Consider the following 20351-nt stretch of genomic DNA (forward strand, 5'->3'; position numbering starts at 1 on the left):
CCGCGGACGTCACCTACGGGGGAGGTGACGTCCGCGGCCTCACCGGTGCTCCGTGTGCGTGGACGGTGCCGGTGCTCACGACGCGGCCCGCTCGGGCGCGCCGGCGGAGCCCGCGTCGGGGTGGGTGATGCCGAGGTGGTCGCGCAGGGTCGTGCCCGCGTAGTCGGTGCGGAACACGCCCTGTTCCTGGAGCAGCGGTACGACCTTGTCGGCGAAGGGGTCGAGGCCGCCGGGGGTGATGTGCGGGACGAGGATGAAGCCGTCGGAGGCGTCCGCCTGCACGAAGTCGTTGATGGTCTGCGCGACCGTGGCCGGGGCGCCGACGAAGGTCTGCCGGTTGCCGGTGTTGATGACCAGGTCGCGGATGGACCACTTGTTGGCCTCGGCCAGCTGCCGCCACTCGCGGGCGATGGCGATCGGGTCCCGGTACATCCGGACCTGGGCGCGGCCCCGGGAGATGTGCTCCTCGCTCACCAGGGGGTCGACGTCGGGCAGCGGGCCCTCCGGGTCGTACGCGGACAGGTCGCGGTTCCAGACGAACTCCAGGTGCTTGATGGCGGTGGCGCCGCTGACCTGCTGCCGGCGCACGTCGCGGGCGAGTTCGGCGGCCTCCTGGTCGGTGTCGCCGAGGACGAACGTCGCGGCGGGCAGGATGAGCAGCTGGTCGGGCCGGCGGCCGTACTGGGCGAGCCGGTCCTTGACGTCCGTGTAGAAGGCCTGGCCCTCCTTCAGCGTCGCGTACCGGCTGAAGATCGCGTCCGCGCTGGAGGCGGCGAACTCGCGGCCCTCGTCGGAGTCACCGGCCTGGAAGATCACCGGGCGGCCCTGCGGGGAGCGCGGGACGTTGAACCTGCCGTGGATGTCGAAGTGCTGCCCCCGGTGGACGAAGGCGCCGGCCCGGGCGTCCCGCAGGAAGGTGCCGGTGCTCTGGTAGGCGAGGATCTCGTCGCCGCGCCAGGAGTCGAAGAGTTCGTTCGCGGTGGCGAGGAACTCCTTGGCGCGGGAGTAGCGCTCCTCCTGCGGCAGGAAGCCGCCGCGGCGGAAGTTCTCGCCGGTGAAGGCGTCCCAGGAGGTGACGACGTTCCACGCGGAACGGCCGCCGGAGAGGTGGTCGAGGCTCGCGAACTGGCGGGCCACCTCGTACGGCTCGTTGAACGTGGAGTTGATGGTGCCGGTCAGGCCGAGCCGGTCGGTGACGGCGGCCAGCGCGGCGAGCACGGTGAAGGTGTCGGGACGCCCGACGACGTCCAAGTCATATATCCGGCCGCCCTGTTCGCGCAGCCTGAGGCCCTCGGCGAGGAACAGGAAGTCGAACTTGGCGCGTTCGGCGGTGCGCGCGAAGTGCGCGAAGGAGCTGAACTCGATGTGGCTGCCGGCGGCCGGGTCGCTCCACACGGTGGTGTTGTTGACCCCGGGGAAGTGGGCGGCCAGGTGGATCTGCTTCAGCGGCTTGCTCATGGTGCGGTCGTCCTCCGGCTGCTCAGGCGGTGGCTGCGGCATAGCGGTTGGCGGGGCGGGCGAGGCCGAGCAGTCCGCGCAGGGTGTCTGCCTCGTAGGCGTCCCGGAAGCGGCCTCGGCGCTGGAGTTCGGGCACCAGGTCGCGGCTGATGCGGGGCAGGTCGTGCCCGGCGACGGCGGGCCGCAGCCGGAACCCGGTCAGCCCGGCGGACGCCAGCTCCTCGATGAGGTCGGCGAGCTGGGAGGCAGTACCGGTGAAGATCCGGGCATCGCTGGTGTACGGCTCACCCGCGAGCGCGTCGAGCCGCTCCCGCCGGGCCTCTGCCTCGGCCCGGCTGTCGTCCAGGAGGACCACGAGGTCGCCGAAGAGGTGCAGGGGCTCGGCGGCGCGGCCGGCCGTCTGCTGCTCGGCGCGGATCTCGGCGACGATCGCGCGGGCCTGGTCCGCGTCGTGCGGGGTGACATAGCCGACGTCGGCCTGGCGGGCGACGAGACGGTAGGGGACGGTCCGGTGGGCGAGGGCGGTGACCAGCGGCTGGCCCTGGGGCGGCCGGGGTGTGATCGAGGGGCCCTTGACGCTGAAGCGGCGGCCCTCGAAGTCGATGTAGTGCAGCTTGTCCCGGTCGATGAAGCGGCCCGTCGCCGCGTCCCGTATCTCCGCGTCGTCCTCCCAGCTGTCCCAGAGCCGGCGCACCACGTCCACGTAATCGGCGGTCTCGTCGAACAGTTCGGTGATCACGTCCTGCGCGGCCGGGCTGTCGTAGGCCTCGATCCGGCGGACGGTACGGCGGCCGAAGTGGGCGGCCTCGTGCGGGCGCCCGCTGATCTGCACGCGCAGGCCGGCGCGGCCGGTGCTGACGTAGTCGAGGGTGGCGATCGCCTTGGAGATGTGGAACGGCTCGGTGTGCGTGGACACCACGGTCGGCACCAGGCCGATGTGCCGGGTGAGCGGGGCGACGCGGGACGCGATGAGGACCGCGTCGAGCCGGCCGCGTATCCGGTCGGTGCGCTCGTCGGGGTCGAAGAGGAGCGAGGACTGCGGGCCGAGGCCGTCCTCGATGGTGACGAAGTCGATGAGGCCGCGTTCCGCCTCGGCTACCAGGTCAGCCCAGTAGCCGGCGGTGAACAGGTCCCGGGGGCGGGCGACCGGCTCGCGCCAGGAGGCGGGGTGCCAGCCGGTGCCGTCCAGGGCGACGGCAAGGTGCAGGTGGGAGGGGGGAGTTGAGGACACGTCGGTGCCTTCCTTGATGTCGGTCGGTACGACAACACCGGCTCGCGGGGCAGGCGTCGGCGTGGGCGAACACGGCAGGAGAAGAACCGGGCCTTGCGGCCGGGGAGATGAGCCGGGGGATGCGTCAGCGGCGACAGAGCGCGGCGCAGACGCGCTGGAGGTCTATGTGCGGCCGGGAGTGCAGGCGGACGGAGCGGCAGGGGTGCGGGGCGCGCGGCGGGAGCACCGGTGTCACGACCGTCACCTCCGTCCGTCGACCGGGGCGGGCCGTCTCGGCCGCCTGCCGGATCTCGTCATGACTCACAACGCGCGGCCGCCCGCGGTTGTTCCCGCGCACGCGTTCTCTCTCGCACTGCGGACCCGCACGATCCGCGTGCGGCGGCGCGGGGCGAACCCGATCGACCCGTAGAGCCGGATCGCCGGTGTGCTGTCGGCGGCGGCGCGCAGGAACGGCCGTTCCCCGCGCTCCTGGATCCCCCGGGCGACCGCGCGCACCATCTCGCCGCGCTCGCCCGCCATGGCGATGAGGCTGAGCCCGACCACGGCGACCGTCAGGTCGGTGGCGAGCCTGGTCTCGCCGAAAGTGACGAAGGCGGGCCCGAAGAGGCGGCCGTCCGCCCACTCAACGTCACTCGCCCGCCCTCACCCGCGGGAAGCGTCCTCGGCCGCCGCGGCGAGGCCCGTCCAGTCCAGGATCTGGACGGCGGCTCCGGCGGCCTCCAGACCCCGGCAACGGCCGTGGTGGCGGCGGGAGATGCCGTCGAGGTCGAGGTGTCGGCCGAAGGCGGGGTGGCCGGCCAGCCTGCGGGCGTAGGCCCATAGGGCGCGGTGGGCGGCGATGCGGTGCACGGCGGAGGCGTCCAGGTGACAGCGGTGGACGGTGTCCAACTGCACCAGTGTCACCCACAGTTCGACATCGGCGGCGGTGAGCCGGTCGTCGGCCAGGTACTCCTCCCCTGCCAGCCGGTTCTCCAGCCGGCCGAGGGTGTCGAGAAGTACGTCGAGGGCGGCGGCCTGCTCGGCCGGATCGACGTCGGCCCGTCCGGCGCGCTGCGCGGCCTCCGCGATCCCCTCGGCGCACATCCGCTCGACGGCCTCGATCACGGACTGGAGGTCGCGCGGGTACAGCGAGGCGCGGCCCTCGTGCGGGAAGCGGTCGAGGTCGCGCAGGATGTCGGGGGCGTGGGTGCTGACGATACGGCCGGACCAGTCGTCGCTGAGCACGGGCGCGAGGGCCGGGCCGGTGTAGTGGTGAGCGCTCGCCTCGTACAGCGGGCGCAGCGCGAAGTGGCCGCCGCCGGGACGGTCCGGGACGGCGGGCAGGAACGTGACCGGACAGCCCGCGTCCAGGCCGAGCAGGCTGTGTCCGACGGCGAGGCGCAGTCCGTCGGGACAGGCGGTCGAGAGATGGAGCCGGTAGCGGTGGGGCACCGCGTAGTGGCCGCTGCGCGCGTCCTGGCCGATCCGGCCCCGGAAGACGGGTGCGGCGCGGTGGACGGACGGAACGGCGGCGAGCGGAGCGATGGACATGCGTCTCCCCGGGTGGTGGGCGTGCGAGGGTGCGCGCCGGCGCGCGGCGTGGCCGATGGGCGCGAGGGCCCCGGCTCAGCGGTGGAGGCTGATCGCGCTGCAGACGCGCAGCAGGTCGATGTGGAGGCGGGAGGTGAGCAGGGGCGCGCACAACGGCGTACGGCCCGCTGGGCCGATGACCGTTCCGAGGCGCGGCATGATTCCCTACCTGTTCACTAGGATTCCCATCCTGGAGTTTCGATCCGGCTCCGTGCCACGTCAAGAGGGTGTCCACGCCTGGAACCCGGGCGCGCAACCGGCTCCCGCCGGACGGAAGTCGCCGGAACCCTCCTCACGGGCAGCGCCATGTGACATAGTACTGCCGTGCTGAAGCGACTGACCTGCGATGTCGTGGTCGTCGGAGCCGGAATGGTGGGTGCGGCCTGTGCGCTGTACGCCGCGCGGGCCGGCCTCGACGTGCGGGTGGTGGACCGGGGCCCGGTGGCCGGCGGCACCACCGGCGCGGGCGAGGGCAACCTGCTCGTCTCCGACAAGGAACCGGGCCCCGAACTCGACCTCGCCCTGCTGTCGGCCCGATCGTGGTCGCGGCTCGGCGACGAGTTCGGTACGGCCGTCGAGTACGAGCCCAAGGGCGGCCTGGTGGTCGCCTCCACCCCCGGGACCCTCGCCGCGCTGCACGCCTTCGCCGACGGCCAGCGGTCCGCCGGAGTCGAGGCCGACCCGGTAGCCGCGGACCAACTGCCCTCTCTTGAGCCCCACTTGGCCGCCGGCATGGCGGGCGGAGTGCACTATCCGCAGGACGCCCAGGTCATGCCCGCCCTCGCCGCCGCCCACCTGCTCCGCGCCTCCGGCGCCCGCCTGCACACGGGCTGGACCGTGACCGGGGTGCTGCGCAGGGCGGACGGCGCGCTGGCCGGCGTCCGCACCGACCGGGGCGACCTGCACGCTCCGGCGGTGGTGAACGCGGCCGGCACCTGGGGCGGCGACCTCGCCGCGCTCGCCGGCGTCCGGCTGCCGGTGCTCCCGAGACGCGGCTTCGTCCTGGTCACCGAGCCGCTGCCGCGCATGGTCCGGCACAAGGTGTACGCCGCGGACTATGTGGCCGACGTCGCGAGCGACTCGGCGTCCCTGCGCACCTCGCCGGTGGTGGAGGGCACGGCCGCCGGGCCGGTGCTGATCGGCGCGAGCCGGGAGCGGGTCGGCTTCGACCGCTCGCTGTCACTGCCCGCGGTACGGGCGCTCGCGGCGGGGGCGATCGGGCTGTTCCCGTTCCTGGAGCGGGTACGCGCGCTGCGGACGTACGCGGGCTTCCGGCCGTATCTGCCCGACCACTTGCCTGCGATCGGCCCGGATCCCCGCGCGCCGGGACTGTTCCACGCCTGCGGGCACGAGGGCGCCGGCATCGGACTGGCCACCGGCACCGGGCAGTTGATCGCGCAGACCCTCACCGGGAAGACACCGGAACTGGATCTCACGCCGTTCCGCCCGGAGCGGTTCGACACCGACGGACACGACACGGACGGAGGCAACACGCCGTGAATCCCCTGGAGTTGGCCCGGGCCCGGCCGGGCGAGGCCTTCACCGTCACCTTCGACGGCCGGCCCGTCACGGCTCTGCCCGGACAGACCGTCGCGGCGGCGCTGTGGGCGGCGGGCGTGACGGCCTGGCGCAGCACCCGCGGCACCGGCCGGCCCCGTGGGGTCTTCTGCGGGATCGGCGTGTGCTTCGACTGCCTGGTGACCGTCAACGGCCGGGTGAACCAACGGGCTTGCCTGGTGCCGGCGCACCCGGGCGATGTGATCCGCACCCAGGAGGGGACGGGACGGAGCGATGACTGAGCGAGCGCATCTCGCCGTGGTCGGGGCGGGCCCGGCGGGTCTCACCGGAGCGCTGGCGGCGGCCGACCGGGGCGTACGGGTCACCCTCGTCGACGCGGCCGAGCAGGCAGGCGGCCAGTTCTACCGGCAGCCCGCCCGGGCCCTCGGCGCCCGCCGCCCCGAGGCCCTGCACCACCAGTGGCGCACCTGGGAGCGGCTGCGGGCGGGCGTCGAACGGCACATCGTCACCGGACGGATCACCCATCTGACGGAACATCACGTCTGGTGCGTCGAGCGCGAACCGGCCCACGCCGCACGGGCCGCCGGCTCCTTCGCGGTCCACGCCCTGCGCGGCCCCGCGCAGGAGGAGGGCGTCACCGTCCGTGCCCACGCCGTGCTGCTCGCCACCGGCGGCTACGAACGTGTCCTGCCCTTCCCCGGCTGGACGCTGCCCGGCGTCGTCACCGCGGGCGGCGCGCAGGCCATGCTCAAGGGCGGCCTGGTGCTGCCCGGCCGTACGGTCGTGGTGGCCGGCACCGGACCCCTGCTGTTGCCGGTGGCCACGGGGCTCGCCGCGGCCGGAGCGCGGGTGGCCGCGCTGGTCGAGTCCGCCGCTCCCGGGGCCCTGCTGCGCCGTGCTCCGGCCCTCGCCGCCGAGCCCGGCAAGCTCGCCGAAGGCGCCTGGTACGCGGGGCGGTTGCTGCGCCACGGGGTCCGCACGCTGCCCCGGCACACCGTGCTGGAGGCGCATGGCGGCGACCGGCTGGAGGCGGTCACCGTCGCCGCGCTGGAGCAGGGAGGGCGGATCAGGCCCGGCAGCGCGCGCCGCATCCCCTGCGACACCCTCGCCGTCGGACACGGCATGCTGCCGCACACCGACCTCGCCGAGACGCTTGGCTGCGCGCTCTCCGGGACGGACGGCCCGGCCGTGCGGGTCGACGACGAGCAGCGCACCGACGTGCCCGGCGTCTGGGCCGCCGGGGAGAGCACCGGCATCGGCGGCGCGGCGCTCGCGCTCGCCGAGGGACACATCGCCGGCCGCTCGATCGCCGCCCGGCTGCACGGCATCGCCCCCGACCCGCACGCCTGGGCGGCCGCCGCCCGGGCCAGGACCCGGCTGCGGACGTTCTTCGCGGCGCTGGAGGCGGCGTACGCGCCGCCCGCGGGCTGGGCGCAGCGGCTCACGGACGACACGGTGGTGTGCCGGTGCGAGGAGGTCACGGCCGGTGCGGTCCGCACCGCCGCCGGCACGCTCGGCGCGGGCGATCTGCGCACCGTGAAGCTGCTCACGCGGGCCGGGATGGGCTGGTGCCAGGGCCGGATGTGCGCGCCGGGGGTGGCCGGACTGACCGGCTGCCCGCTCACTGCGGACCGCCGCCCGTTCGCCCGACCGGTACCGCTCGGCGTCCTGGCCGCACCACCGGACAACTGAACCGCATCAGTACCATGTCACACGTCATTGATTGGGGACCACAGATGACCCACCCGCAGAACCGTCCATGGCGCGGTGTCCTCGTCGCCACCGCGCTCCCGCTGCGCGACGACCTCTCGATCGACTACGACCGCTATGCCGAGCACTGCTCCTGGCTGGTCGCAGGAGGCTGCGACGGCGTCGTGCCCAACGGCTCGCTCGGCGAGTACCAGGTGCTCACCCCCGAGGAGCGCGCCCGGGTGGTGGAGACGGCCGTCGCGGCGATCGGCGGCGAACGGGTGATGCCGGGCGTCGCCGCGTACGGCGCGGCGGAGGCCCGGCGCTGGGCCGAGCAGGCGGGCGAGGCCGGCTGCGCGTCGGTGATGCTGCTGCCGCCCAACGCCTACCGCGCCGACGAACGGGCCGTCCTCGCCCACTACGCCGAGGTCGCCCGCGCGGGGCTGCCGGTGGTGGCGTACAACAACCCGATCGACACCAAGGTCGACCTGGTGCCGGAACTCCTCGCCCGGCTGCACGGCGAGGGCCTCGTCCACGCGGTCAAGGAGTTCTCCGGCGATGTCCGCCGCGCCTACCGCATCGCCGAACTCGCCCCTGATCTGGACCTGTTGATCGGCGCGGACGACGTCCTGCTGGAGCTGGCGGTGGCCGGCGCCAAGGGCTGGGTGGCCGGTTACCCGAACGCGCTGCCGCGGGCCTCGGTGGAGCTGTACCGCGCCGCGACGGCCGGTGACCTCACCACCGCACTCCCCCTGTACCGGCAGCTGCACCCGCTGCTGCGCTGGGACTCACGGGTGGAGTTCGTGCAGGCGATCAAGCTGTCCATGGATGTCGTGGGCCGGTACGGCGGCCCGGTGCGCCCCCCGCGCGTCCCGCTGCTGCCCGAGCAGGAGGCCGCGGTGCGCGCGGCCACCGAGAAGGCCGTCGCCGCGGGGCTCGGCTGAGAACTGCGACGCCGAGAACTCCGACGCCGAGAACTCCGACAACGAGACTGGAGAAGCATGCGCAGCAAACTCGTGCTGCACGCCGTCGACTCGCACACCGAGGGCATGCCGACCCGGGTGATCACCGGCGGCATCGGCACCGTACCGGGTGCGACGATGAACGAGCGGCGGCTGTACTTCCGTGAACACCGCGACCACATCAAGCAGTTGTTGATGAACGAGCCGCGCGGCCACTCCGCGATGAGCGGCGCGATCCTCCAGCCGCCGAGCCGCCCCGACTGCGACTGGGGCGTCCTCTACATCGAGGTCTCCGGCTATCTGCCGATGTGCGGCCACGGCACCATCGGGATCGCGACAGTGCTGGTCGAGACCGGCATGGTGGAGGTCGTGGAGCCGGTGACCACCATCCGGCTCGACACCCCTGCGGGGCTGGTGGTCGCCGAGGTGGCGGTGGAGAACGGGGCCGCGCGGAACGTGACCCTGAGGAACGTGCCGTCGTTCGCCGTCGCCCTGGACCGCAAGATCACTCTGCCCGGCGGCCGCACGGTCACCTACGACCTCGCCTATGGCGGCAACTTCTACGCGATACTCCCGCTCGACGCCTTCGGCCTCCCTTTCGACCGCGCCCGCAAGGACGACATCCTGGCGGCCGGGCTGTCCCTCATGGAGGCGATCAACGCCGAGGGGGAACCGGTGCACCCCGAGGACCCGTCCATCCACGGCTGCCACCACGTCCACCTGTACGCACCCGGCGCCACCGCGCGTCACTCACGGCACGCCATGGTCATCCACCCGGGCTGGTTCGACCGCTCACCGTGCGGCACGGGCACGAGCGCGCGGATGGCACAACTGCACGCGCGGGGCGAACTGCCGCTGCACACCGAGTTCGTGAACGAGTCCTTCATCGGGACCCGGTTCACCGGGCGCCTGCTCGGTACGACGGAGATCGCGGGCGTCCCGGCGGTCCTGCCCAGCTTCACCGGCCGCGCCTGGATCACCGGTACCGCGCAGTACCTCCTCGACCCCGCCGATCCCTTCCCGGAGGGCTTTGTCCTCTAGCCGTCCCCCAGCCACCCCGTCGTCCTCTAGACTCGCGCCGGTGATGCGTGACATGGCACAGGCACAGAACAAGCCGGACTCGGATCTGCCGGCGCTCCCCCGGCTGGGCGGCCGGCGCAGCAGCTACCGCGAGCGGGTCGCCGACGCGCTGCGCGCCGCGCTGATCGCGGGTGAGCTGCGGCCCGGCGAGGTCTATTCGGCGCCCTCGCTCGCCACCCGCTTCGGCGTCTCGGCGACGCCGGTGCGGGAGGCGATGCTGGACCTGGCCAAGGAGGGCCTGGTCGACACCGTTCCGAACAAGGGCTTCCGGGTCACCGCGGTCTCCGACCAGCAGCTGGACGAGTACACGCAGATCCGTGCGCTCATCGAGATACCCACCGTGGTCGACCTGGCCCGCAGTGCCGACCGCGTCTCGCTGGAGGCGCTGCGCCCGGCGGCCCGCGAGATCGTCACCGCGGCGGTCGCGGGCGACCTGATCGCCTATGTCGAGGCCGACACCCGCTTCCACCTCGGCCTGCTGGCCCTCGCGGGCAACGCCCACCTGGTCGAGGTGGTGGCCGACCTGCGCAAACGCTCCCGCCTCTACGGCCTGACGGCCCTGGTGCAGGCCGGCCGGCTGCTCGCCTCGGCCGAGGAGCACCTGGAACTCCTCGACGCCCTGCTGGAGCGGGACGAGAAGGCCGTACACGCGATCATGACCCGTCATCTGGGCCATGTGCGCAGTCTGTGGGCGCAGGGCACGGAACGCGACTAGCGGAGATCGGGGCGTCGAATATTTTGTGGTGCGGGCGCCCCATCACTGCAGTTTTTTCACGCTCAGCCGGGCCGGGCGCCACAAGGACCGGTGATTTTGCGGCGGGCGGGGGCTTCACGGACCATGACCGGGCCCGGGCGATCCTTGGGCACCTGTTCGATGAGAGGCACCCCCATGCACGTCACCGGAACCGCCCCGCAGCCGGCTCCGGCCCCCGTCGAGAACGCCCACGGCTCCGGCAGCAGGCATGCCCGCAGCTTCGGACTGCCGGTCGCGACCGCGCTGGTCATGGGCAACATCATCGGCGGCGGCATCTTCCTGCTCCCCGCCTCCATCGCCCCCTACGGCACGGTCAGCCTCGTCGCCTTCGCCGTCCTGACCGTCGGCGCCATCGCACTGGCTCTGGTCTTCGGCCGGCTCGCCGCACGCGACCCCCGCACCGGCGGCCCGTACGTCTACGCCCGCGAGGCCTTCGGCGACTTCGCCGGGTTCCTGGCCGCATGGTCGTACTGGATCACCACGTGGGTGTCGAACGCGGCGCTCGCCGTCGCCGCGGTCGGCTATCTCGGCGTCCTGATCCCTCTCGGCGGCCACCGCTGGACCGCCTGTCTGGCCGCGCTGGTCCTGCAGTGGCTGCCCGCTCTCGCCAACTTCGCCGGCACCCGGTACGTGGGCGCCGTCCAGGTGGTCTCGACGGTGCTGAAGTTCGTGCCGCTACTGCTCGTCGCGGTCGGCGGCCTGTTCTTCTTCGATCCGTCCCGGCTCGGGCCGTTCAACGCCGGCGGTCACAGCGCCATCGGCGCCGTCTCCGCCTCGGCCGCCCTGCTGCTCTTCTCCTACCTCGGGGTGGAGTCCGCCGCCGTGAGCGCCGGCGAGGTCAGGGACGCGCGCCGCAACGTGGGGCGCGCGACCGTCATCGGCACCGCGGGCGCCGCGCTGGTCTATCTGCTGGGCACGCTCTCCGTCTTCGGGACGGTCCCGCACGACCGGCTGGTGACCTCCACGGCCCCCTTCTCCGACGCCGTGAACGCGATGTTCGGCGGCGGCTGGGGCGGTACGGCGGTGGCGCTGGCGGCGCTGGTGTCGATGACCGGATGCCTGAACGGCTGGACGCTGCTGAGCGCCCAGACCCCGTACGCCGCGGCCAAGGACGGCCTGTTCCCCGCCGCGTTCGGACGCCGCCGCCGAGGCGTGCCGGTCGTCGGCGTCGCCGTCACGGTCGTCCTCTCCTCCCTCCTGACCGCGTACAACTACCTGTCCGGCTCGGCGAAGGTCTTCGACGTCCTGGTCCTCGTCACCACCTTCACCGCGACCGTGCCGTATCTGCTGGCGGCGGCGGCTCAGATCTTCCACCTGGTCTCCGGGCGGCGCGCGTCGGTGGACCGCGCACGTCTGGTGCGGGACTCGGTGATCACCGCGATCGCAGCCGGTTTCTCCCTCTGGCTGATGGCCGGCGCCGGCTACGCGGCGGTGTACCAGGGCGCGCTGTTCCTGTTCGCGGGCGTCATCGTCTACGCGGTGCTCGCGGCACGGCGGCAGGCGAAGCCCGCGGACACGGCCGAGGACGCGTCCCGCACCCGGTAAATCGCTGGCGGTGCACGGCGCCCCCACGGGACGATCACCGGTGCCGGTCGTACGACCGCTCTCCCTGTCCGGGAAAGGCACCGAGATGACCACTGCCGCATCCGTACCCGCAGGCGCCGAGCCCGAGGTCCGCACACCGGCCGGGGTGCTGCGCGGCCGCACGGAGGGGGGCGTGGCGGTCTTCCGGGGCATTCCGTTCGCCGAGCCGCCGGTGGAGGCGCTCCGTTTCGCCGCGCCCGTGCCGGCCGGCGGCTGGACGGGCGTCCGTGAGGCCGTGTCGTACGGCCCTCCGCCGCCGCAGGCCGGGTACTTCGGCATGGATGCCCTGGCGCAGGGCGCGGGCGCCGACTGGCTGACGGTCAACGTCTGGTCGCCCGATCCGTCCCCGGGAGCGGGCCTTCCCGTCATGGTGTGGATCCACGGCGGCGGGTACAGCATCGGCATGTCCGGTCTGCCGGAGTACGACGGGGCCCGCCTCGCGCGGGAGGGCGGTGTGGTCCTGGTGACGTTCAACTACCGCGTCGGCATGGAGGGCTTCGGGCACATCGACGGGGCGCCCGCCAACCGGGGACTGCTCGACCAGGTGGCCGCCCTTGAATGGGTGCGGGACACCATCCGGGTCTTCGGCGGCGATCCGGACCGGGTCACGGTCTTCGGCGAGTCGGCGGGCGCCGGGTCGATCGCGGCCCTGCTGGCCATGGAGCGCGCGGCGGGACTCTTCCGCCGGGCGATCGCGCAGAGCGTCCCGGGGACGTTCTTCTCGCCGGCGCTGGCCGCCGACATCGCCGCCGCAGTCGCCGCCGAGCTGGGACTACGGCCCACCGCGGCCGAGCTGGCGGCCGTACCACCGGAGCGACTGGCCGCCGCCGGTGACGCGGTCGCCGCGAAGTCGGCCTCCTTCGGCGAGCGCTGGGGGCGGCCCGCACTGCGGTCGGTCCTGTTCGCTCCCGTCGTCGACGGTGCAGTCCTGCCCGTCACTCCGTGGCAGGCGCTGGCCGACGGCGCCGGCCGGGACGTCGGCCTCGTCGTCGGACACACCCGGGACGAGCACCGGCTGTTCAGCGCGGTCGACGGGACGCTCGGCCAGGTGACCGAGGAGCAGGCCGCGACCGCGCTGGAGCACTTCGCCCCGGGACCGGACGGCGCGCACCGCTACCGGGCCGGCTTCCCGGCCGCGGGCCCCGAGGAGCTGTACGAGCTGGTCCATTCGGACTGGCTGTTCCGCATGCCGAGCCTCCGTCTCGCCCACGCGCAGACCAGCGGCGGCGGCCGTGCCCACCTGTACGAACTGACCTGGCCCCCGCCGGGTCAGGGCGGTGCCCTCGGTGCCTGCCACGGTCTCGACGTACCCCTCGTCTTCGGCAACCTCGGCAGCGGCACAGCCGCCGCCCTGCTCGGCGGGGGCCCCTCCCCCGCCGCGGAGGAGCTGTCCGCGTCCTTCCGCACGGCGTGGTCGGCCTTCGCCGCCGACGGCGCCCCGGGCTGGCCGGCCTACGACGACGAGCACCGCCTCACCCGGCTCTTCGACGAGCACCCGGCCGTGACCGCCTACCCGGAGGAAACCTCCCGCCTGCTCTGGCAGGACCACGCCTTCGCGGCCCTGCCGCTCCTCGACCGCCCCCGGTGACCAGGGAACAGCCAAGAGGCCCTACCGGCATGCCGGCGCCAGCGGTGGCACGGGTGCCGGTGTCACAATCAGAGACGACGCGGCGATGACCGTCGGCCCCGGTGGTGACCGGGGTCGTGGAAGGAGGCTGCGATGCACCGCTCGAGTCCTGGTCGGGCCACTGGGCGCGCGTGATGGCGGGAGACAGGCATGGGAGACAGCTGAGGCAGCCGCGCCTGCCCGACCTGCATGTCCGCCTGCGTTCCGAGCTGGGCCGGATCGACGAGCAACTGCGCGCCCTGCTGACCTCCATGGACCGGCTGCAGGGCCTGCTGGACGCGGTGGTGGCGATCAGCCGTGAGGTGGAACTGCCCGCGGTGCTGCGTCGTATCGTGACCACCGCCATGGACCTGGTCGGCGCCCGCTACGGGGCACTGGGCGTGCTCAACGAGTCCGGCGAGCACCTGGAGCAGTTCATCTCGGCCGGTCTGTCCGAGGACGAACGCATCGCTCTGGCCGAGACCGGACTGCCTCGCGGTCTGGGCGTCCTCGGACACCTGATCCGCTACCCCGGACCCCTGCGGATCGACGACATCCGGGCCCATCCGTCCTCCGCCGGGTTCCCGCCCGGCCATCCGCGCATGCGCACCCTGCTCGGCGTCGCGATCAGCGTCCGCGGCGAGATCTACGGTGACCTCTACCTCTCCGAGCGGCAGGACGGAAAGCCGTTCGACATGCATGACGAGAACGTCGTCGTCGCCCTGGCCGGCGCCGCCGGCATCGCCATCGAGAACGTCCGCCTGTTCGAACGGATCCGGGTCGGAGCCGAGCAGTTCCAGCGGCTGCTGCTGCCCACACTGCCCGACCTGCGGCCCTTCACCGCCGCCGCCATCTACCGCCCGGCTGCCGAGCCCAGTCAGCTCGGCGGGGACTGGTACGACGCCATCCCCCTGCCCGACCATGTGGTGGCGGTCGTGATCGGTGACGTGGTCGGCCACGATCTGCGGGCCGCGGCCGCCATGGCCTCGACGCGGAACATGATGCGCGCTCTGCTGTTCGACCGGAGCGATCCGCCCGGCGCGGTCCTGTCCCGGCTCGACCGGGCTCTGGAGTCCATCACGAACAGTCCCGTCACGACCACCACCCTGGCCCGCATCGAGCCGGAGGCGCCGGGCTGGCGGCTGCGCTGGAGCACCGCGGGCCACGTCCCGCCCCTGCTGCTCACCCGTGAGCGCCATGTGGCCTACCTGCTCGGCGAACCCGGACTGCCGCTCGGCGTCGACACCGAGCAGCCCCGCCCGGACCACTCCCGCTTCCTGCCCCCGGACGCCACCCTGGTCTTCTTCACGGACGGGCTGGTCGAGCATCCCGACCACCCCATCGACGAGCGGCTGAGCGCACTCGCCGGTCTCGCCCGGGAACACGCCGGCCTGCCCCTGCCCGCGTTCGTCCGGGCTCTGGCCGATCACCACCCCAGCGACGGTCACGACGACATGGCCATCCTCGCCGTGCGCACGCCGCCCGCCTGACCCGAGGACCGTCGGCGGTTCCGTGGAGGATCCGGGGGATCCGGCGGATGATGGGGCTGGGGGTGATGCCGACCCGGAGGTCGCCGATGGCTGTCGCGCGGCGTGTGCAGCTCAGCCGCGACGGCGTGGTGGCCGTCGTGGAGATCTGTGTCATCGCGGCGCTGTATTACGGGTCGGCCAGGGTGGGACTGCTCCAGCAGCTGGTGCGCGGCCAGGTCACCCCGCTGTGGCCGCCGAGCGGTATAGCGGTGGCGGGCCTGCTCCTGTGCGGGTCGAGGGTCTGGCCCGGGGTCGCACTCGGGGCGTTCCTGGTCAATGTCTCGCTGGGGCCCTCGTTGCCCGCCGTGCTCGCGATCACGGCGGGAAACACCCTGGCGCCCCTCTGCTCCTACGCGCTGCTGCGCCGCATGGGGTTCCGGAACGAACTGGACCGTCTGCGGGACGCACTCGCCCTGATCTTCCTCGGTGCGTTCACCGGGATGCTGGTCAGCGCGACGACGGGCAGCGGGACCCTGGTCCTCGCGGGAGTCCTGAGCACCGCGGGCTTCTGGCCCACGTGGTCGGTCTGGTGGACCGGCGACGCGATGGGCGTCCTCGTGGTCACCCCGCTCCTGCTCGTCCTCAGCACGGCACGCCGGCCGACGGACGTGCTGCCCCTGCGGTGGCTGGAGGGACTGCTGCTGCTGGCGGCCACGGTCAGCGTCGGCGTCGTCGAGACCGGTCGCGCGCCGCTCATGTTCCTCGGCTTCCCGCTGCTCATCTGGGCGGCCTTCCGCTTCCAGCTGGCCGGGGCCGCGCCCTGCGCACTGGCCGTGTCCACGTTCGCGATCATCACCGCCGCCCGAAGATCGGGCCCCTTCTCCGGCCATGACCTGCTCACCAACATGATCACCCTCCAGGCGTTCAACGGTTCCGCCTCGCTGACCGCGCTGCTGGTCGCGGCAGTCATCAGCGAGCGGAACGAGACCCAGCGGGAGATCGCGCGAGCCTGCGGGCAACTCGCCGAGATGGTGGCCAAGATCGCCACCGGCGACCACCCCCCGGCGCACCCCGGGGAGCAGGGCCAGAAGGACAGCAACGACGGCCCCACAGACACGAAAAGGTCGTCTCCTCATCCCTGAGAAGACGACCTCCGACCAGCGACAAAGCCGGTCGGGACGACAGGATTTGAACCTGCGACCCCTTGACCCCCAGAAGCTGACGCCCAGTCTTTCTCGTCCGTCCAGTCCAGAGAGTGGGGCAAACGTCCAGGTCAGGGGGTTGCCTTGCAGGATGTCCGCTGGGGTGTGTGACACGTCGGTGACACGCCCCGTGTGACGGGAGGGGTAGCCACGCGGCATCAGCGGCTCCAGGAAGCCGGGTGCGGTCGTCAGGCGGCAATTGATCGTGGAGCGCGCAGCGCCCGCTTAGTGGATCTACACGGCCGCAATAGCGATCCGGACACTTCTACTCGGGATGGGGATTGTGACCATGGCAATGACCGACACAGTGTCCAAGGCAGTGGCCGTGACAGTGTCCTGCGCAGTGTGTTCCCTTACATGCGGCTTCTTCATTTGCTGGATTCACCGGGCCAAAGGTCCACAGCGTTTCCGTTAGCTCTTCGCCCTCCGGAACAGGGCCCGGCTCTGGTTTGACCGTCAATGTGCGATTGACACTGTCTGTGGTTTCCACCAGTAGCTCAGTGTTGTTTTCCCGAAGCTTGGTGATGTTGAGCGTTGCAATCCCAAAGACATTGAGAAGGTTATACTTCTCAAGCTCGTAAGCCATGTCTTGCAGAAGTCCGAGGTGTTCGTCCAGACGGAACCCATCCAACTCTTCTGCATACTCTCGTTCTACAAATTCGAGTGGGTAGTATGCAAATTTCCCGCCGGATTCACGAACCGCTCGCCACAGGTACGGAACCGTAGCATCCTTCCGCTGCTTCGGCACAGGTCGCATGGTAATCGTGCGACCCGGCGTATCAAAAGATCGCGACAGGATTTCACTTTCTTCCAGCGGGAAGTGCTTATGAAGGAGACTGACACCCATCTTCTCTTCAAGTCCGTGTTTAACAATGACGCTACCCACTGGGCAGAGATTCGCCTTCTGCTTTTTGAGGGCGTTCTTGGAATCCCGGAAGAGAGGAAGCGTACTGAACGCCTTGGGCGTGTACTCCTGAACAGGAGTTTCAGCGAGGAGGGCTGTGGACATGCGGGAGCATCCTTCCTGGAGGAGGTTTAACGCTCTTACATGCTTCGCTCCAAGGCAGGCTACGATAAACGAAGACACTACTTCACCACTCGTCTGGTGTATCAGGCCACGTCTACGAGGTGTGTCATGGCATCAAGCGCGAAGATCCAGGTGTCCTGGATCGTGCTTCCCGCTGTACCCAGCGCTGTTTGGTTTTGCCGCAGGTTCGTCATCGACACGCTTCATCGCTGGGACATGCTGGGCTTGGTTGATGCCGTGCAGCTCGTTGCAGCGGAGCTTGTACTCAACGCCGTTAGGGCCAGTACTGCCGCAGGCACTGACGTCACGGTGTGTCTTTGGGCAGAGCGGGGGAGTCTGTTCGTCGAGGTTGGCGATTATATGGAGGAGCTACCGACACTTCGCCGGCCAACGCCTGAGGATGGCCGCGGTCTGGGACTGTCCGTGGTGTCCTCGATGAGCAAGCGGTGGGGCATTCGCCAGGAGGGTTCAGGGAAGGTCGTCTGGTCTGAGCTGTCCTATGCGTAGCCCACCCGCGCGGCCGGGCGTCGCCGATGGGTGGCCCTGAAGGCTTTACCCACCTCTCTCGTGCTGGGGGCCCTACGCCAGGTCGACCGTTCTCGGGCTTTGTCGGACAGCTGCTGCTGCCCGATACGGTGGGCAAGCCTGCGGCCGACCTGGCTCCCAGCACGATACAGGCCACCGGCCAAAGCCTGAGGGCAGAGAGCTACAAGGGAGGGGATGAGGGCAATTACACGACACGACAAGAGTTAGTCACTTCCAGAATTTTTTGGGCTGGTTCCTCCTTATAAACCGCTTCTCATCCTTGGTTGACCACAGGTTGGTATTTTCTCTATGTCGCTGACTAAATTCTTCCAGAGACATGGGGTTGTCGGTTAGCTCCCTATCTCTCCTTTCGTCACTGATCTTCTTCGCATTCACTTGATGGGGGGTTAGCTTTTTCAGGGATAATTTTCCTTTCGCGCGCTTGAAAAAATTTTCTCTATTTTCCATATGGCAGCATTAATTAAACACCGAAGAGCAAGCGATTGTCAATATGGAATTTGAAAACTTGATGGCTATGATTTGCTGCTTCGATTGTTCCTATCAGCCGCATGGAGTAGTACAAGATGCGCCTTGGCCACTATGGGGGTAAGCATAGTAATGAACTATCATATGGATATCAATGAAGGGGGATCCTATGGATCCATTTGGCGAGCGCCAGGATTTGGCTGCCGTGGTTCTTTTGTGCAATCTGCAAGCCTGGCGCCTGCGGGCTGTTGAGCGCGTGCAATTATCTAATGCTCTTTGGTCGGAACGCTATAAGGAAATCCATGTTCGTCCGCTTGCGTATTCTTTGACAGAGAAGAAAGTTCTTTCAGGATGCAGCAAGCAGGCGAGGTCTCTCAGGGCTGTACTCAAGGTTCCGCCTACGGAGGCAGGCAGAACTCCGAGTGCTAAGTTGATTTTGCCCATTGCCGACATGCCGAGAATTCCATTGCTTGACTTGCGCATCACAGTGGCTGGGCAGCACGTCTATCGAATCCCTCTAGATGAGAGCGCTAGGATCCAAGCTAAGTACGTTAGTCATTTGGGGGGTTCTACTGAGCTTATCAACGGATCTTGCCTGGAGCCTGAGCTTATCGATCTATTGACCTCCATTTTCTATTTTCCGCCTCATCCTTTCAATAGGATTTGCGCTAGCCGTAAGAATACCGATTTGGCGCAATACGACTACCTGCTTTCCGAGAATGATGTGCTTCCGACGGGTTGGAAAAACTCTTACCCTGATTGGAAGAATTTCGCAGACAAGATTGCGACTTTGGCTTCCAAGTACGTACTTCCAGAGCGCGCTAACAGCTCGGAGCACCCACTGATTGTTCTTCCCTATTTCTTCCAGGAACTCCATGCGCACTCAGAGACGCGCTACAATGCGACAACCGCTCAAGACATTACCCTGCTACTTGAAAAGCTTCACTTTCTTCTTGATGGGGCAGCCAATCCGCCTGTAGGTGCCTCGGATGAAGAGAAGGCTAGACGTCACAGATTCGCTTCAGCCTATTATGGGTATGGACTTCGTTGGATGGCGTTTGCCAGATGTGTTGTACCCTTGGACGAGCCTTTTACTATTACGGTAGAGCACAAACGCGCCGTTTATTTTACTAAGACGCGCGATACTCGGGACCGCTTGAGTAAGACCGTCTGGACAACTATTGCGTTTGCCGATGCCGAGACCAACCATATTAGTTTTCGTGCTTCCGATACGGCAGTTCGGCTTGAAGAGAGCCACCGAGTACTCCAAGAGAACGGTGATTCCCTCAAAGACGCTAAGGTGGATGAAGAGACAAGTACTTTTGAGCTTTACTTGCGTCAAGACTCGACTAGGAATCGAACGGAACGAATCCTAATCGGCATCCGTTTGCACCTTACCAGGTTGCATTCCAGCATGCTCTGGGTTGCCATTCTCATTACCGGTTTTGCTTTTGGTCTCTTGGTCTGGCGTGGAGTTGTGGAGTTTCGTCATGCCAGTACCAAGGGTAGGACGTTTGGGCTTACAGCGAAGGATGCCTCAGTCATCCTGATCCCAGTGGCCTTTGCCGCATCATTTCTTCTTTCCCGGGACTCTTCTACTTTAAGCTCTAGGATCAAACGACTTCCTCAGGCTCTGCTTACCGTGGAGCTATTCCTTCTCTTCGCGTTGGCATTCTTTTTGTTTCTCTTGCATTACATCAGGCCAGGTTAGCCGTGATGTAAGCTGTCTTACATCTTTTGCCGTTCCTGCCGCTTATAATCCGTCCTCATATGACAGAACGAGCAAGACCTACATTTGATGAAGCAGCTGTCGCGAAGGCTTTAGGAACCGAGGCATCCCCGGTGACCGATCCCGCGTACGGCGAGGGACAGCACTTTCAGGTGGCGAGCAACGGCGCGTTCCTGAGTCTCGATACTTTTCCCGAGCGCGGCGTTTCCCGTATCACCACCAAGGGCGCTCGTATCGAGCTGTTCGGCGACATGGTGCCCCGAGTCGAGGACGAGGGAATCGTCTTCCTGCGCAAGGACTCAGACCATGAGCACTCCTCCATGGCCCTGCATCCCGATGGCGGCCTGACGTTTGGCTACCAGGTAGACACTGAGTGTTTTCAGCGCGGCCACTGATCGGGTGACGCTGGTGGTGTGCGCAACGCACGAGGCTCCTGTGCCGTTGGGGGAGGTGTTCGAAGTC

The 20351-nt window shown here is 69.1% G+C and carries 18 protein-coding genes and 1 pseudogene; 13 read left to right on the forward strand and 6 right to left on the reverse strand.

What is annotated here, in order from left to right:
• Positions 1-75 precede the first annotated feature (75 nt).
• From AB0L75_RS40940 to AB0L75_RS40960, 5 genes and pseudogenes are all read right to left on the reverse strand, one after another.
• Positions 76-1458, reverse strand: coding sequence for an NtaA/DmoA family FMN-dependent monooxygenase (locus AB0L75_RS40940; protein ID WP_365191364.1), 1383 nt, complete (start codon positions 1456-1458; stop codon positions 76-78).
• Positions 1459-1480: 22 nt separating this feature from the next.
• Entirely contained in the window at positions 1481-2689 is a 1209-nt protein-coding gene (locus AB0L75_RS40945) for an LLM class flavin-dependent oxidoreductase (protein WP_365191365.1), read from the reverse strand.
• Positions 2690-2989: 300 nt separating this feature from the next.
• Positions 2990-3187 (reverse strand): annotated as a pseudogene (locus AB0L75_RS40950) (GNAT family N-acetyltransferase); the annotation flags it as partial.
• Between the two features lie 144 nt (positions 3188-3331).
• The gene (locus tag AB0L75_RS40955) at positions 3332-4219 is read right to left on the reverse strand and encodes a glutathione S-transferase C-terminal domain-containing protein (RefSeq protein ID WP_365191366.1); all 888 of its coding nucleotides are present in this window, start codon (positions 4217-4219) and stop codon (positions 3332-3334) included.
• Between the two features lie 75 nt (positions 4220-4294).
• Positions 4295-4417 (reverse strand): putative leader peptide, encoded by a 123-nt coding sequence (locus AB0L75_RS40960; protein ID WP_365191367.1) that lies wholly within the window; start codon positions 4415-4417, stop codon positions 4295-4297.
• A gap of 165 nt (positions 4418-4582) precedes the next feature.
• Here AB0L75_RS40960 and AB0L75_RS40965 point away from each other — a divergent pair, with 165 nt between their 5' ends.
• From AB0L75_RS40965 to AB0L75_RS41010, 10 genes are all read left to right on the forward strand, one after another.
• Positions 4583-5758, forward strand: a complete 1176-nt coding sequence (locus AB0L75_RS40965; RefSeq protein ID WP_365191368.1) for an FAD-binding oxidoreductase — start codon at positions 4583-4585, stop codon at positions 5756-5758.
• Positions 5755-6057, forward strand: a complete 303-nt coding sequence (locus tag AB0L75_RS40970) for a (2Fe-2S)-binding protein (RefSeq protein ID WP_365191369.1) — start codon at positions 5755-5757, stop codon at positions 6055-6057. The genes AB0L75_RS40965 and AB0L75_RS40970 overlap by 4 nt, the downstream gene beginning before the upstream one ends.
• The gene (locus tag AB0L75_RS40975; RefSeq protein ID WP_365191370.1) at positions 6050-7468 is read left to right on the forward strand and encodes an NAD(P)/FAD-dependent oxidoreductase; all 1419 of its coding nucleotides are present in this window, start codon (positions 6050-6052) and stop codon (positions 7466-7468) included. Before AB0L75_RS40970 ends, AB0L75_RS40975 begins: the two co-directional genes overlap by 8 nt.
• A gap of 44 nt (positions 7469-7512) precedes the next feature.
• On the forward strand, positions 7513-8409 hold the full coding sequence (locus AB0L75_RS40980) for a dihydrodipicolinate synthase family protein (RefSeq protein ID WP_365191371.1): 897 nt from the start codon (positions 7513-7515) through the stop codon (positions 8407-8409).
• Between the two features lie 57 nt (positions 8410-8466).
• Positions 8467-9468 (forward strand): proline racemase family protein, encoded by a 1002-nt coding sequence (locus tag AB0L75_RS40985; RefSeq protein WP_365191372.1) that lies wholly within the window; start codon positions 8467-8469, stop codon positions 9466-9468.
• 52 nt (positions 9469-9520) lie between these two features.
• Positions 9521-10222: a GntR family transcriptional regulator gene (locus AB0L75_RS40990; protein ID WP_365191381.1), complete on the forward strand. Its 702-nt coding sequence runs from the start codon at positions 9521-9523 to the stop codon at positions 10220-10222.
• 174 nt (positions 10223-10396) lie between these two features.
• Positions 10397-11806 (forward strand): amino acid permease, encoded by a 1410-nt coding sequence (locus tag AB0L75_RS40995; protein ID WP_365191373.1) that lies wholly within the window; start codon positions 10397-10399, stop codon positions 11804-11806.
• A gap of 85 nt (positions 11807-11891) precedes the next feature.
• Positions 11892-13433 carry a carboxylesterase family protein gene (locus tag AB0L75_RS41000; protein ID WP_365191374.1) on the forward strand — a complete coding sequence of 514 codons (1542 nt, stop codon included), beginning with the start codon at positions 11892-11894 and terminating at the stop codon, positions 13431-13433.
• Positions 13434-13606: 173 nt separating this feature from the next.
• The gene (locus tag AB0L75_RS41005; protein WP_365191375.1) at positions 13607-14941 is read left to right on the forward strand and encodes a GAF domain-containing SpoIIE family protein phosphatase; all 1335 of its coding nucleotides are present in this window, start codon (positions 13607-13609) and stop codon (positions 14939-14941) included.
• A gap of 86 nt (positions 14942-15027) precedes the next feature.
• On the forward strand, positions 15028-16062 hold the full coding sequence (locus tag AB0L75_RS41010) for an MASE1 domain-containing protein (RefSeq protein WP_365191376.1): 1035 nt from the start codon (positions 15028-15030) through the stop codon (positions 16060-16062).
• A 325-nt stretch (positions 16063-16387) separates the two neighbouring features.
• Here the strand turns inward: AB0L75_RS41010 and AB0L75_RS41015 are convergent, their stop codons facing one another.
• Positions 16388-17131, reverse strand: a complete 744-nt coding sequence (locus AB0L75_RS41015) for a hypothetical protein (RefSeq protein WP_365191377.1) — start codon at positions 17129-17131, stop codon at positions 16388-16390.
• Positions 17132-17170: 39 nt separating this feature from the next.
• On the opposite strand from AB0L75_RS41015, the gene AB0L75_RS41020 reads away from it, so the two are divergent.
• The 3 genes from AB0L75_RS41020 to AB0L75_RS41030 all read left to right on the forward strand — a co-directional run bounded on the left by AB0L75_RS41020 (position 17171) and on the right by AB0L75_RS41030 (position 20284).
• Positions 17171-17656, forward strand: a complete 486-nt coding sequence (locus AB0L75_RS41020) for an ATP-binding protein (protein WP_365191378.1) — start codon at positions 17171-17173, stop codon at positions 17654-17656.
• A gap of 673 nt (positions 17657-18329) precedes the next feature.
• Entirely contained in the window at positions 18330-19871 is a 1542-nt protein-coding gene (locus AB0L75_RS41025; protein ID WP_365191379.1) for a hypothetical protein, read from the forward strand.
• A gap of 59 nt (positions 19872-19930) precedes the next feature.
• Positions 19931-20284, forward strand: a complete 354-nt coding sequence (locus AB0L75_RS41030; protein WP_365191380.1) for a hypothetical protein — start codon at positions 19931-19933, stop codon at positions 20282-20284.
• Positions 20285-20351: the final 67 nt, after the last annotated feature.

The organism is Streptomyces sp. NPDC052101 (assembly GCF_040680235.1).
Classification (GTDB): domain Bacteria; phylum Actinomycetota; class Actinomycetes; order Streptomycetales; family Streptomycetaceae; genus Streptomyces.

Coding starts and splice junctions, on each gene's coding strand:
- AB0L75_RS40940 (WP_365191364.1), bottom strand. CDS start 1,458: ATGAGCAAGCCGCTGAAGCAGATCCACCTGGCCGCCCACTTCCCCGGG.
- AB0L75_RS40955 (WP_365191366.1), bottom strand. CDS start 4,219: ATGTCCATCGCTCCGCTCGCCGCCGTTCCGTCCGTCCACCGCGCCGCA.
- AB0L75_RS40960 (WP_365191367.1), bottom strand. CDS start 4,417: ATGCCGCGCCTCGGAACGGTCATCGGCCCAGCGGGCCGTACGCCGTTG.
- AB0L75_RS40975 (WP_365191370.1), top strand. CDS start 6,050: ATGACTGAGCGAGCGCATCTCGCCGTGGTCGGGGCGGGCCCGGCGGGT.
- AB0L75_RS40980 (WP_365191371.1), top strand. CDS start 7,513: ATGACCCACCCGCAGAACCGTCCATGGCGCGGTGTCCTCGTCGCCACC.
- AB0L75_RS40985 (WP_365191372.1), top strand. CDS start 8,467: ATGCGCAGCAAACTCGTGCTGCACGCCGTCGACTCGCACACCGAGGGC.
- AB0L75_RS40990 (WP_365191381.1), top strand. CDS start 9,521: ATGGCACAGGCACAGAACAAGCCGGACTCGGATCTGCCGGCGCTCCCC.
- AB0L75_RS40995 (WP_365191373.1), top strand. CDS start 10,397: ATGCACGTCACCGGAACCGCCCCGCAGCCGGCTCCGGCCCCCGTCGAG.
- AB0L75_RS41000 (WP_365191374.1), top strand. CDS start 11,892: ATGACCACTGCCGCATCCGTACCCGCAGGCGCCGAGCCCGAGGTCCGC.
- AB0L75_RS41005 (WP_365191375.1), top strand. CDS start 13,607: ATGGCGGGAGACAGGCATGGGAGACAGCTGAGGCAGCCGCGCCTGCCC.
- AB0L75_RS41010 (WP_365191376.1), top strand. CDS start 15,028: ATGGCTGTCGCGCGGCGTGTGCAGCTCAGCCGCGACGGCGTGGTGGCC.
- AB0L75_RS41015 (WP_365191377.1), bottom strand. CDS start 17,131: ATGTCCACAGCCCTCCTCGCTGAAACTCCTGTTCAGGAGTACACGCCC.
- AB0L75_RS41020 (WP_365191378.1), top strand. CDS start 17,171: ATGCTTCGCTCCAAGGCAGGCTACGATAAACGAAGACACTACTTCACC.
- AB0L75_RS41025 (WP_365191379.1), top strand. CDS start 18,330: ATGGATCCATTTGGCGAGCGCCAGGATTTGGCTGCCGTGGTTCTTTTG.
- AB0L75_RS41030 (WP_365191380.1), top strand. CDS start 19,931: ATGACAGAACGAGCAAGACCTACATTTGATGAAGCAGCTGTCGCGAAG.